We start from the raw sequence: 12,100 nt of genomic DNA, 5'->3' as shown, positions 1-12,100 counted from the left end.
CACGGGCATGCGGCGTGCGGCGCGCGACCGCACCCCGCAGGCTCTCGGAGACGATACGACCATGCACCCTGCCCTTGGCTTCTTGCTGCTCGCTTCCGGTCTCGCCGCCATCGCCTGCGGAGGGAACGTCGTCGTCGACAACGACGCTCGGAGTTCCGACGGCGCCGGGGCCGCGGGAGGCATCGTCACCTCTGGTGGGACAGGTGGTGCTGGCGCGGGGAACTCGGGCTCCTCCTCGGGCGCAGGTGGCGCTGGGAGCGTGCCGGAAGGCGTGCGCCGTGCCTGTCCGGAGATCGCGGACCAGCCGCTCGTGTGCGTCGCGAACTCCGAGCACGGCATGCTCGTGGTGTCCCCGTCGGACGGCAGGTACTGCTCCCTGTACGGCGCGAACGAGAACGGCAGCAACTCCCTTGGCGTGATCGGCAACCACGTTCACTGGTGCGGCTACACGCAGGTGGAGCGCCGCGCCTTCGACGATCCCACCCTCGACTTCTCGGCCCCGTACTCCTGTGATGCGGTGACGTCGTGGGGCGACAAGCTGCTGGTCCTCCGCGGCTTCGACTCGGGCTTCCAGGAGCTGGAGACCTTCGGCTCGTTCGAGGAGATCGGCGTGGTGGAGCCCGAGAGCACCACCTCGTTCGGCCGTCATCCCTTCATGATTTCAGGCGGCGCAAACAGCCTCTACTCCGCCTGGCACGCGGACGACGTGATCTCCGAGCATGCGCTGCCAGACCTCGCGCCTCGCCCCGACATCCACCTCCAGGGCTACGACGACTGGATTTACGGCATGTGGGCCAACGAGGTGGACGGGACGATGCTCCTGCTCGATGACAGCGCCACCTTCTACACCTTCGATCGACAGACCGGCGCCTTGCTGTCCCGCGTCCCGGTGGACAGCACGCTCACCCAGATGCGCGGCTTCCATTGCTGGCGCAACCCCGTTTGAGCCCAGCGATCCCGCGCGCTCATCCCCGGCTCTTGTCTCCCGAGGAGCCTCTCGCCTACGCTACCCACGAGCTTCCTTGTCGACCCTGACGCCCCTCAGGGCCTCTTGCACCGCTCCGGAAACGACATGCACATGAACAGCGCGTGGATGCTGCGGCTCGCGTCCGGGCTCGCCCTCTTCGTCGCCACAGCCTGTGGCGGCATCGTCGTCGTGGATCATGATCTTGGCGGCGGCGAAGGCGGTGCGGGTGGCTTCCCCAGCGGGACGACAGGGAGTGGTGCAGGGACACCGACCTCCTCCGCGAGCACGGGCGGCGGCGGCCCGGGCACCGGCGGTGGCCTGCCGGGTGAAGCGGTCCCCGAGCCCATCCAGCAACGCTGCCCGGATCTCGCGGCGCAACCCGTCGTCTGCGTCACCACCGCCTACAAGGGTGTGGCTGTCGTCTCCCCCGCCACCGGGCAGCACTGCCACCTCTTCGATTTCCTCGATGGCGACCTCCAGGCGGCGTGGAAGAACAGCTCCATCGGCGTCCTGGGGAACCATCTCTACTTCCCCCAAGGCGAGCGCGGCGCTGCCCGCATTTCCCTGGACCTCGGCGTGATCGAGCCCGCCACGATGAGCCGTGGCGTGACCGCCATCACCACCTGGCAAGGCAGCCTGCTGGTGAGACCCTACGACAGCTTCGAGTCCAACCTCGAGCGCTATGCCACCTTCGACGACCTTCGAGCGGGCTCGGTCGCCGAAGTCTTCCAGGTCAACAACGACAACCTGTTCGTCTTCGCCGCCAGCCGCACGAGCTTGTTCTCGGCGTGGCACTCCACGAGCTTCATCGAGCGGGAGCCAATCCCCGCGTTCGACAGCATCGCCACCATCGCGCTCCAGAACTTCGACGGCTGGGTGGACGGCCTCTGGCCCAACGACACGGATGGCACCTTGATCGTCCTCAGTGACCGGATCCTCTACACCTTCGAGCAGACCACCGGCGCCCAGGTCGGGCGGGCGCCCGTGAGCAGCGGACTCGGCCAGCTGATGGGTCTCGCCTGCTGGCGCAACTGACCGCCCTCCGCTGGCGCAATGGCCCCGCGCCTGCTGGCCCGGCGACCCACCACCTCACATCTCGATCGGCTCGCCCCGCATCTTCAGCATCGCCCGCACCCGCAGCTGCTCCGGCGGTGAGAACGACCGCTCCAGCAGACCGAGCACCGCCACCGTCTGCGCGTCACCGTCGCCCATTGCGCGCGTGAGCTTCTCCCGCTCTTGCCGGAACGCCTCCAGCCGCTGCTCCCAGGCATTGCGCTCCTGATCCAGCGCTTGCAACCGCCCCGCCGCCTCGACGCCCACCGTCGCCACCCGGTGCTTGTGGAGTTCCGCGGCCGTCGCCCCCTCTGCCCGCATCGCCTCTTCCTCGGCGAGCTGCTCGGCGGGCCGCCTCGCCTCTGCACGCGCCTCCCGCGCTGCCTCGGGCAGCTGCGCCTCCAGCGCGTCCAGCTTCGCGTCCCGCTCCTCGGCCGACAGACGCTCGTTGCGCATCACCTCGCTCTGCGCTGCCGCCACCGAGGACTCCTGCTCCTCGGCGCCGAACAGCGCCTCCGCCTCGTCCGACGTGAAGTGCTCCCGCCGCATCCGCCGGATGACCTCCAGCCGCGCCGACGGCTCCGCCTCCTGCGTCAGCCGGTCGCTCATGTCGCGTGACGCCTCGCGCAGCGCCAGGTACCTGCCGAGCAACGCCTCCGCCTGACCTGCCGCCGGCTCGTCGAGCCGCTCGCGGATGGCCGCGAGGATCCGCGCCCGGATCGTCTCGTCCGACTCCTCGCCCGTCGCCGACAGGAAGTAGTTGAAGAACCGGATCACCTCCGGCCCGAGGATCAGCCGCCCCCGATCGTCGACGCGCAGCGCGTCGTCGACGTCCGTCCCCTGGAGGGAGCGCGGTGACTGCGCGGCGATGGCCCCCTCGCTCACCGGCTTCTGCGCGCTCGGCAGCGCGGCAGGTGCGGTGGCGCGTGACCCGAGCGACCGCGTCCCCGCCGACGTCGCCGCCGCCTCCGCGCGAGACGCGCCGAGCGGACCCGAAGACGACGCATTGCCACCGTGGAGCCAGAGCGCCGCAGCGCCTGCGACGAGCACCCCCGCCCCGACCGCCTTCTGCCATCTCGCCGCCACGCCGCGCCTCCTTGCTGGCGAGTCGTCCTCGCTGGCGAGTCGACCTCGCTGGCGAAGCACCCGCCGAGGGATCAGCGGGCGGCCCGCTCACCGCGGCGCCGCCCGCCCTCGCTGCTCACAGACCCGAGTTCTTCAGCCGGTTCGCGTGCGACCGGAACACCGACTTCGGATCCGTCGTGAAGAGCGCCGTGATGCCGACGAGCTGGTTCACCTCGTCGAGGTGGTTCATGTAGTAATCGTCGCGCAGCACCGTCCCGAGGTGCGAGCTGCACTGGCCGACCAGCCCGTCGTTCGCCTCGTTGTAGAACAGCCGCGTCAGGCCGAAAGCGTAGTCGCCCGCGTCGAGCACGTTCGTCACCACGCCCGTCCCCGACCACGAGTAGTACTTCACCCCGTTGACCGACGACGCGCCCTGGCCGCACTTCGTCGACGGGATCCCTGCCGGGTACGTCGCATTGAACTGGGCCATCCCGTCGGCCGACAGCGCGTGCAGCGCGCCCAGCGCGTTCTGCTGGCTGGAGTGACCGCTCAGCAGCCCGAGCACCGTCCCCAGCGAGTTGGCGAAATACGACAGCACCCCTTCGGTGAACCCGCCCGGCCGGACCTGACCGCGCAGGTACGTCGCCAGCTCTGCGCCGCGGTGCGGCGAGCCGACCGACGTCACGGACGCCACGAGGTCGGGACGAACGGAGGCGACGTAGCGGATGTCCAGACCGCCGTGGCTGTGCCCGATCAGGTTCACCTTCCCGCGGCCGCTCCGCGCGACGATGTTCTGCACCTGCGCGAGCAGCGCCTCACCGCGCTCCTCGGTCGTGTTGAACGCCGGCACCTGCGTCACGTACACCTGCGCGCCGCTGGAGCGCAGCGTCGACTCCACGCCGTGGAAATAGTCGAGCACCCCGAACAGCGAGTCGAACCCCGCCATCCCGTGCGCGAGGACGATCGGGTACCTCGTCTGCGCGTAGTTGTCATTGAAGAGCGCGTCGTTGTCGTTCTCCACCACCTCTTGCTCGGCCTCGTCCACCGGCGCTGTGGCACATCCCATCACCAGCGCCGCCTGGACCAGCAGCCCCGCGCCCCGCGCGAACCACCGACCCATCACCGACTGCTTCGCATCCCGCTCGCTCATTCGCCTGCCTCCTGACGCAGCGCTCCATCGCAACCGATGTGCCCGCCACCGACACCACGCGTCACCCGCGATCAGCCCACCAAAAAGCCATCACAACGGAACGGGTCATGACGCAGCCCGTCGCGAGGGCGACCGTGCTGCAAAACGACCAAGCCACGGTCCCATCCACCTGAGACCTGAAAGATCCAGTGGGACAACGACGTACCAGCCTCCACGATCCACCCTGGAGTCGTTCAAGTGCGCACCCTGGCGATGCCGGCCCCGGGCGCGCGCACGTCGTCCTCGCGCGCGGAGCGCATGGAGAGCGAGAGAGAGCGCGCGCGTCACTCGATGGGGGTCAAGGGCGCGGAGGTGGTGGAGCCAGCGCCCCAGAACTGCAGGAGCGGCGACGCCCCCGGGAAGGGGATGTCGGTCGAGGTCCCGTCCTGCAGGTTGATCTGGAACAGCTCGCCGTCGTTGTTGAAGCCGTAGGCCGCGCCGCCCCAGAACGCCAGGCCGTAGACCTCGCGCTTGTTGAGCCTCCCGATCACCCGCTTCAGCCCACCGTTCGTCGGGTCCACTTCCACGATGCAGTCGCTGCAGTCCGCGCCCTTCACGGTCAGGTAGGTGCCGCCACCGATGACCGACACGATGTCTCCGCTCGACGAGTAACTCCCGATGGGATTCGACTGCGTGATCAGAGACCCGAGCGTCGTGATCGCCCCCGACTCCTTGTCGATGCGCACGTAGTCCGCGCTCTGGTACCCGACCAGCGCTTCCTCGTTCGGATCGACCGTGCCTTTCGGCACGAACGAGAGCGAGTTGGGGTACGTCCCCGTCGCGATCTGGGTGCAAATGCCCGTGGTCTTGTCGATGCGCACCAGGGACCCGAACGTGGTCCCGTACATCTCGCCCTTCTCGTCGATGGCGATGTCGATCACCTGGTCCCGACACTCCTTGAACTCGCCGACCGTGGTGATCTGCTTCGTCGTCGGATCGAGGCGGAACAGCGTGCTCGGGCTGTGCGCGAACACCTCGGCGTTCTCGTGCGTGCCGCCGGTGCCGCCTCCGAAGCCCAGATCGCCGCCGAGGCCTCCGCCCACGCCTTGTGATCCACCCTGACCGTTGCCGCCGTTGCCTTCGCTGAACGACGACGCCCCACCCTCGGCCGAGCAGCCGATGAGCAGCAACGAGCCGACGGCGAGCAACCCCAGACCCCCGTATCCGAGAAGCGAGCGAAGCGCGTGCATGATGCGGCGATTATCCGCGGCGCTGCGCCCAAAGTCACCCCTTCTTCAGGCTTGTTTCCAGGCGATCTGCGTCGACGTTCGCGCGTCCGTGACCCTGGATCGTTGCACCGCCAGCATTCTCCGACGCTTGCTTCTGGATCGTTGCATCCCCAGCGTTCGACGCCTCCTGCGCAGTGCGCAACGACGCGCTCCCGGCGGTGCTCGCGGGGGCCTTCGTCGGGACGTGGAGACCCGGGATGTTCACGAGCGCCGATCCCTGGCGCACGCTGCCGGGGATGCTGGCGGGGGCTTGTACCTGGATCACCTCCGTCGCGTCCCCGGGCGGCGCCGCGGCGCCCCCATCCGCGCTACGGGTGGCGCTCGCGCCGCCATTGGTGCTCGCGCCGCCATTGGTGCTCGCGCCGCCATTGGTGCTCGCCGCGCCGATGGCGCTCGCGCCGCCGTTGGCGCTCGAGGTGCGAACGGTGGCTGCGCCGCTGATCTGGACCATGTCCTTGCGCCGCCGCCGCGCGAACTCGTCTTCTCGCCCCCGGTACGGACAGTGACGGCAGCCCGAGTTGCAGCAGTACCCTCGCTTGAGGTGGAACGTCGACGTGAACACGTAACGTCCGTTCTCGAGGTAGTAGTCCTCGCCCTCGACGAGCTTGATCTGTTTGGTGCTCATCGGGCCACCGACCTGGATCTTCGATGCTACCCGGGAAGCTCGCGCTGCGCCATCCTGCGGGCGCCGCTCGGGGCACTCGTGCCCTCGTGACCAACACCGACGCGATGACGAAGACGAACGACGTGACGCGACGCCCTCCTCGACCGATGCGACTGCACCCCCGCTACCTCCTCCCCTTGGCCTTGATCGCTGGCTGTGACGGTTGCCGCAACGAGCACCCGTACACGCCCTACACCCTCGGCTCGAGCGATCCCTCGAACGCGGCCTCTGCACCTCAGGCCAGCGCCAGCCCGACGGCGGCGCCCACGGGTCGCGCCGAGACCAAGCCTCACCCGGGGGCCGACGCGGGCATCCTGGATGGTGGCGCCGACGGCGGCGGGCTCCTCGTGGGCACGGGCCCGCTCCTCGTGGGCACCCCGCCCCCCGATGGCGGCGGCAAGCGCTGGACCATCGAGGGCGATCGTGTGGCCGAGGCGCCCGCGGGCCGCAGCTTCGAGACGGGCCTCGTCTTCGACGCCGACGGCGATGGCGCCCGCGATCTCGTCGCCTGGACGCGCGCTCCCGACGGCCTGCGTGGCGAGCTTCTCTTCGTCCCTGGCGCTTCTTCGGCGGGGACCCTCGGCGCTCCCCGCACCTTGGCCGCGCTCCCTGCCGCGCTCGCGCCTGCGGGCTGCTCCTCGCGCGCCGCCCTGTCGCAGATCAGCCCCGTCTCGCTCGCCCTCGCCGTCGTCCCGCGCTGCCCCGACGAGCAGCTCGACCGCGCGAGCCGCTGGGTCGCGCTGCTCCGCACGGCGCTACCGGGCAGCCTTGCGACGCCCGCCCTCATCCTGGAGCTGCGCGTCCGCGGCATCATCGGCGACATCAGCTCGGCCAGCGCGCCAGGGGCAGGAGCGGGCTCGTCGCCTCGGACGCGCGAGTCCCTCGACGTCGTCCTCGACGCCTCCGACCGCGATGGGGACGGGCGCGAAGATCTCGCCCTCCGGTTCACGTTCACGCCTGCCGTGGAGGCTGCGGTCCCGCCCCCAGCTCCCGAACCCCGAGAGCCGCGCTCCGCCCCGGCACCCGCGCACGACCCGCACGCGCACGGCGACCACGACGGGCACGATCACGGACCCGCCGCCGGCAGCCCGCCTCACGCGCCGGAAGCGGCCGAGGCGAACGCCGCGCCTTCCGCCTCCGCGCGCGCGAACTCCCCCGCGCGTGCGCCCAGGCCGGTGACTGCGCCGCTCTGGTTCCTGGATCGACCCGCGGGCCTCTCGCGCGACGCCTCTCAACCGGGCGCTGCGCTGCGCGCCCTCGCCGAGGGGCTCCTCCAGACGGCTGGCAACAAGTCCAAGGCCCCGGACGTCCCCGCGCGCGCGAACGCCATCCGCCGCCTGCGCACGCTGCTCTGCGAAGACGCGGGCGGCACCGCCGCCGTGACGCTGAGCGACGGGCCGATCCGGTGCGCCGACGCGGACATCGAGAAGACGCTCCGCCGCGCCGAAGCGCTCGCCGACATGGTCAAGCCCTGACGGACGAGCAGGGCGTCCTCGTGGCGCCCACGCGCTCGCGGCCATGACGACGAGGCGCGCTCCATCGAGCGTCCCGTGCATGCCGAGGCGCGCTCCATCGAGCGTCCAGTGCATGCCGAGGTGAGCGAAGCCTTCCGCGCGGCTTCGCCGGAGCGCGAGCCGTCGAGGCGCGTCGTGTGAGAAGCGAGCGACGCGCGCCCACGCGAGAGCGCGCAGGCGCGTCCGTGCGGGTCGGCTACTTCTTGCCGACGTTGTTCACGCGCTCGAGGTACTTCCCGTCGGCGGTGTCGATCTTGATCCACTCCCCCTCTTGCACGAAGAGGGGCACGTTCACGACCGCGCCGGTGGAGACCGTGGCGGGCTTGGTGGCGCCGCTCGCGGTGTCACCCTTCACGCCGGGCTCGCTGGAGACGATCTGCAGCGTGACGTGCGGAGGCAAGCTGATGCCGATCGCGATCCCGTTGAACACGGTGACGGGGACGATGAGGCCGTCGCTCAGCCACTTCGAATCGTCGCCGATCTTCTCGCCGGCCACCGGGATCTGCTCGCCGGTCGCGGCGTCCATGAAGACGTAGTCCGTGCCTTCCGGGTAGATGTACTGGAGATTCCTCTCCTCGACATCGGCCGGCTCCAGCTTCTCGCCCGACTTGAAGGTGCGCTCCAGCACGGCGCCGGTGGCCATGTTGCGCACCTTCACGCGGGTGAACGCCTGACCTTTCCCAGGCTTGACGAACTGGAAGTCGACGACCGCATAAGGCTGGCCGTCCATCATCATCTTCAGACCTTTTCGGATGTCGCTCGTGTCCATACGCTGAAGTCCTGGTAGGTTGCGGGGCGGCCGTTTACCACAGGCGTGCTCTCTTGCCCAGCGCGCCGGAATGGCCGTCGAATCGGCGGTGGAAAGAAGATGCGCGACTTTGACGACGAACTCCGGGAAATCAAGCGGGAGATCGTGGAATCGCGGGCGCTCATCATCAAGACGAACAACCTGACCAATGCGCTCGCGGCCGATCTCAAGAGCATGTCGCGGCGCCAGATGGGCAACGAGCGCCGCGCTTTCTGGAACAGCGCGAGCGCGAACGTCCTTTTCGTCGTGGTGGTCATCGGCGTCGTCAAGCTGGCCTGGGACGCACGGGTCGAGGCCGTCCAGAGCGAGACGCGGGGCATCGGCGAGAAGATCGCCAAGTACGAGGCCGACCTGAAGGCGCTCCAGCAGCGCGGCGACGATCGCGCCCGCGCCGAGAGCGCTGCCGCCGCCTTCTACGAGCTGATCCGGGCCGAGCGGCGCCAGGAAGTGATCGAGGGCTTCGAGAACATTCGTAAGGAGCCCATCTCCCGCGCCGAGCTCGCCTTCTTTTCCGACGCCGTGGACCGGATGCGCGCCGAGCTGTCGATCAAGTCGTACCAGACCGGCCTCGATCACATGCGGACGGGGCGCTGGCACGAGGCGGCGGTCGCGTTCGAGGAAGCGATCCGTCAGAAGGAGACGGCCGCGCACACGCCCTCGGCGCGCTTGAACCTCGGACGGGCGTACCGGAAGCTGAACCGCCAGCGTGACGCGATCCCGATCCTGACGACGCTCTCGGAGGCGTCGCCGGACCGCGAGGTGATGGACGACGCAACGCTGCTCCTGGCGGAGTGCTTGCTCGACATCCAGGCCTGGAACGACGCGAAGACGACCTTGCGTTCGTTCATCCGGCGGTTCCCGGACAGCCCGCTCATCAACGACGCGCGGATGGCCCTGGCCGACGTGTCGATCAAGCACTGAGCGAGCGCCGAGCGCCGCGCGCCGAGCGCCGCGCGCCGAGCGCCGCGCCCCCTTCGGGCAGCACGGCGGATGCGGCGGCAGCGGGCCGGTGGACGGATCGCGGCGCCTTGCTGGGCGGACGCGGAAGCGGAAAGGGGTCGGAACGGTCCAGGGGGTCGATGCTGGTGAAGTATCGAGGGGTCGGAACGGTCCAGGGGGTCGATGCTGGTGAAGTATCGACAGGGGGGAACGGTCCGGGGGGTCGATGCTGGTGAAGTATCGACGGGGGGGAACGGTCCGGGGGGTCGATGCTGGTGAAGTATCGAAGGGTCGCAACGGTCCGAGGGGTCGATGCTGGTGAAGCATCGAAGGGTCGCAACGGTCCAGGGGGTCGATGCTGGTGCAGTATCGACGGGGGGGAACGGTCCGACCTGTTGATGCTGGTGCAGCATCGACGGGGGGGAACGGTCCGACCTGTTGATGCTGGGTCGGGGCGAGGTGGCGGGGTTGCCAGGGGGCCGCCCCCGGGCGCGTCGGAGATCGAGGACGCGCCCGTCGGCGGTTCAGGCTGGACGAATCAGGGCGTGACGGCGGCGCTGGAGACCTGGGTCAACAGGTCCTGGATCTTGGCCACGAGCTTCGCCGGGTCCTCGACGACGCCCTCGGCGAGCAGCGCCTGGTCGTGAAGCAGCTCGGCCCACTGCTTCACCCGCTCGGAGCTGGGCTCGCGCTCGGCGACCTTGCTCAGGTTCTTCACGATCGGGTGCGCCGGGTTCAGCTCCAGAATGCGCTTCGACTCCTTCAGGGCACCCGGGGCCTGATCCATCATCTTCAGGATCCGCTCGAAGTTCGCCCCTGGGTCGCCCTCGGCCGAGACGAGGCAGCTCGCGCTGTCCGTCAGCCGGCGTGACGCCCGCACCTCCTTCACCCGATCCCCGAGCGCCTCCTTCACCGCCTTGAGCGCGGACTCGATGGCCTCGGCCTCGTCCTTCTTCTTCTCGTCCTCGGCCTCCTCGCCGAGATCCACGTCGCCGTGGGTCACGCTCTTCAAGCGGTGCTTGTCGAACTCGTCCATCGACTTCACCACCCACTCGTCGACGGGCTCGGTCAGAAACAGCACGTCGTAGCCGCGCTTGCGGAACGCTTCGAGGTGCGGGCTGCGCTCCACCGCGGCCCGGCCGAGACCGGTGATGTAGTAGATCTCCTTCTGACCTTCGGGCATCGCCTCGATGTACTGGCGCAAGGAGATCACCTTGCCGGCCTCGGTCTTCAGCGACTCGAACCGGCACAGCTCGGCGATCTGGTCCTTGTTCTTCCAGTCGATGGTCACGCCCTCCTTGAGGACCTTGCCGAACTCCTTCCAGAACGCCTGGTACTTCTCCGGGTCGGACTCGGCGAGTTCCTTCAGTGACTTCAGCACCTGCCGCGTGATCTGCTGCTCGATCTGCGACAGCGTGCGGTTCTCCTGGAGGATCTCGCGCGAGACGTTGAGGCTCAGGTCCTCGGAGTCGACGACGCCGCGCAGGAAGCGCAGGTAGAGGGGCGCGAGCTTGTCGCAGTCCTCCATGATGAGCACGCGCTTGGCGTAGAGCCGGATGCCCTGGCGGTCCTTCTGGAACATGTCCGGCGGCGCCTTCTCCGGGATGTAGAGGAGGGCATAGAACTGCACCGGCGCGTCGATGGCGATGTGCACGTGGTGCAGCGGCTTCTCGCCGAGGAAGCCGCTCGTCACGTGGTGGTACAGCTCGGCGTGCTGCTCCTCGGTCACCTGCGACTTGGGCAAGGTCCAGAGGGCCTTCGAGCGGTTGGCGATCTCGTCGCCCAGCTTGATGGGGAAATGAACGAAGTCGGAGTACTTGCGGATGATGTCCTTGATCCGCCAGGGCTTGGTGTACTCGGCCGCGTCCTCCTTCAGGTGGAGCACGATGCGGGTGCCGGGGTGCTCGCGGTCGCCGGTCGAGAGCGAGAAGGTGCCCGCGCCCGAGGAGCGCCAGAGAACGGGCTCGGCGCCCGGGAGCATGGAGCGGGTGTGCACGTCGACGCGGCTCGCGACCATGAACGCCGCGTAGAAGCCGACGCCGAACTGACCGATGAGCTGCAGGGCCGAGCCGTCTTCCTTCTTCTTCGCCGCCTCCGCGTTCGCCTTGAGGAACTCCAGGGTCCCGCTCTTGGCGATGGTGCCGAGGTTCTGCACCACCTCGTCGCGGGTCATGCCGACGCCGTTGTCGTCGATGGTGAGGGTGCGGGCCGTCTCGTCGAGGGTGATGGTGATCCCGGGCTCGCCTTGCTGCTCGGTGACGTCCTTGCGGGTGAGGGCGAGGAAACGCGCCTTGTCGAGGGCGTCGGAGGCGTTGGAGATCAGCTCTCGGAGGAAGACTTCCTGATTGGTGTAAAGCGAGTTGATGACCAGGGCGAGGACCTGCTGCACCTCGGCCTGGAAGGGGAGTTCGACGGCGGGGGCCTCCGGGGTGGCGGCCGCGGCAGCTTCCGCCGGCGGGTTGGCCGGGGTGGCTTCCGGGGTGGCAGCGGCCGAGGCGCTGGCGGCGGCGTCGGCAGGGGTGGCTTCGGGGGTGGGGTTCGGGTTCTCCGTGCTCATGGCCCCGACACGAATGGATCCTATTTCGAAAAGGGCAATACCCTCCGCGAACGTTGTTGCTCGGAAAGAGGGAAGGGTCGTCGTTCCTCGGGGATTTCGAGAGGCCGCGGGGTGG

Annotated in this window: 10 protein-coding genes; 4 read left to right on the top strand and 6 right to left on the bottom strand. The window is 69.0% G+C overall.

Translation table 11 applies throughout. From position 1 onward, the window contains the following. Positions 1–61 precede the first annotated feature (61 nt). On the top strand, positions 62–946 hold the full coding sequence (locus CMC5_RS41275; protein WP_156339275.1) for a hypothetical protein: 885 nt from the start codon (positions 62–64) through the stop codon (positions 944–946). Between the two features lie 132 nt (positions 947–1,078). Next, positions 1,079–2,002, top strand: a complete 924-nt coding sequence (locus CMC5_RS41270) for a hypothetical protein (protein ID WP_156339274.1) — start codon at positions 1,079–1,081, stop codon at positions 2,000–2,002. Between the two features lie 54 nt (positions 2,003–2,056). On the opposite strand, the gene CMC5_RS41265 is transcribed toward CMC5_RS41270, so the two are convergent. The 4 genes from CMC5_RS41265 to CMC5_RS41250 all read right to left on the bottom strand — a co-directional run bounded on the left by CMC5_RS41265 (position 2,057) and on the right by CMC5_RS41250 (position 6,128). Next, on the bottom strand, positions 2,057–3,106 hold the full coding sequence (locus CMC5_RS41265) for a lipase secretion chaperone (protein WP_050435562.1): 1,050 nt from the start codon (positions 3,104–3,106) through the stop codon (positions 2,057–2,059). Between the two features lie 115 nt (positions 3,107–3,221). Then, positions 3,222–4,235 (bottom strand): lipase family alpha/beta hydrolase, encoded by a 1,014-nt coding sequence (locus CMC5_RS41260; RefSeq protein ID WP_281180801.1) that lies wholly within the window; start codon positions 4,233–4,235, stop codon positions 3,222–3,224. Positions 4,236–4,558: 323 nt separating this feature from the next. Then, positions 4,559–5,464, bottom strand: coding sequence for a DUF6923 family protein (locus CMC5_RS41255; RefSeq protein WP_050435561.1), 906 nt, complete (start codon positions 5,462–5,464; stop codon positions 4,559–4,561). Positions 5,465–5,498: 34 nt separating this feature from the next. Beyond that, positions 5,499–6,128 (bottom strand): DUF5522 domain-containing protein, encoded by a 630-nt coding sequence (locus CMC5_RS41250; RefSeq protein ID WP_050435560.1) that lies wholly within the window; start codon positions 6,126–6,128, stop codon positions 5,499–5,501. Positions 6,129–6,151: 23 nt separating this feature from the next. Here CMC5_RS41250 and CMC5_RS41245 point away from each other — a divergent pair, with 23 nt between their 5' ends. Further along, entirely contained in the window at positions 6,152–7,642 is a 1,491-nt protein-coding gene (locus CMC5_RS41245) for a hypothetical protein (protein WP_050435559.1), read from the top strand. A 235-nt stretch (positions 7,643–7,877) separates the two neighbouring features. On the opposite strand, the gene efp is transcribed toward CMC5_RS41245, so the two are convergent. Then, on the bottom strand, positions 7,878–8,450 hold the full coding sequence (gene efp, locus CMC5_RS41240; RefSeq protein ID WP_050435558.1) for an elongation factor P: 573 nt from the start codon (positions 8,448–8,450) through the stop codon (positions 7,878–7,880). 99 nt (positions 8,451–8,549) lie between these two features. On the opposite strand from efp, the gene CMC5_RS41235 reads away from it, so the two are divergent. Then, positions 8,550–9,410 carry a tetratricopeptide repeat protein gene (locus CMC5_RS41235; protein ID WP_050435557.1) on the top strand — a complete coding sequence of 287 codons (861 nt, stop codon included), beginning with the start codon at positions 8,550–8,552 and terminating at the stop codon, positions 9,408–9,410. A 556-nt stretch (positions 9,411–9,966) separates the two neighbouring features. On the opposite strand, the gene htpG is transcribed toward CMC5_RS41235, so the two are convergent. Beyond that, entirely contained in the window at positions 9,967–11,985 is a 2,019-nt protein-coding gene (gene htpG, locus CMC5_RS41230) for a molecular chaperone HtpG (RefSeq protein ID WP_050435556.1), read from the bottom strand. Positions 11,986–12,100 lie beyond the last annotated feature (115 nt).

It is taken from the genome of Chondromyces crocatus (genome assembly GCF_001189295.1).
In the GTDB taxonomy this organism is placed as follows: domain Bacteria; phylum Myxococcota_A; class Polyangia; order Polyangiales; family Polyangiaceae; genus Chondromyces; species Chondromyces crocatus.
Note: the sequence above shows the minus strand (reverse complement) of the source record. Positions and strands in the feature narration are given on the sequence as shown.

Excerpts from the sequence above, each read along its gene's own strand:
- CMC5_RS41275 (WP_156339275.1), top strand. The coding sequence starts at position 62 with ATGCACCCTGCCCTTGGCTTCTTGCTGCTCGCTTCCGGTCTCGCCGCC.
- CMC5_RS41270 (WP_156339274.1), top strand. The coding sequence starts at position 1,079 with ATGAACAGCGCGTGGATGCTGCGGCTCGCGTCCGGGCTCGCCCTCTTC.
- CMC5_RS41260 (WP_281180801.1), bottom strand. The coding sequence starts at position 4,235 with ATGAGCGAGCGGGATGCGAAGCAGTCGGTGATGGGTCGGTGGTTCGCG.
- CMC5_RS41255 (WP_050435561.1), bottom strand. The coding sequence starts at position 5,464 with ATGCACGCGCTTCGCTCGCTTCTCGGATACGGGGGTCTGGGGTTGCTC.
- CMC5_RS41250 (WP_050435560.1), bottom strand. The coding sequence starts at position 6,128 with ATGAGCACCAAACAGATCAAGCTCGTCGAGGGCGAGGACTACTACCTC.
- CMC5_RS41245 (WP_050435559.1), top strand. The coding sequence starts at position 6,152 with ATGCTACCCGGGAAGCTCGCGCTGCGCCATCCTGCGGGCGCCGCTCGG.
- efp (WP_050435558.1), bottom strand. The coding sequence starts at position 8,450 with ATGGACACGAGCGACATCCGAAAAGGTCTGAAGATGATGATGGACGGC.
- CMC5_RS41235 (WP_050435557.1), top strand. The coding sequence starts at position 8,550 with ATGCGCGACTTTGACGACGAACTCCGGGAAATCAAGCGGGAGATCGTG.
- htpG (WP_050435556.1), bottom strand. The coding sequence starts at position 11,985 with ATGAGCACGGAGAACCCGAACCCCACCCCCGAAGCCACCCCTGCCGAC.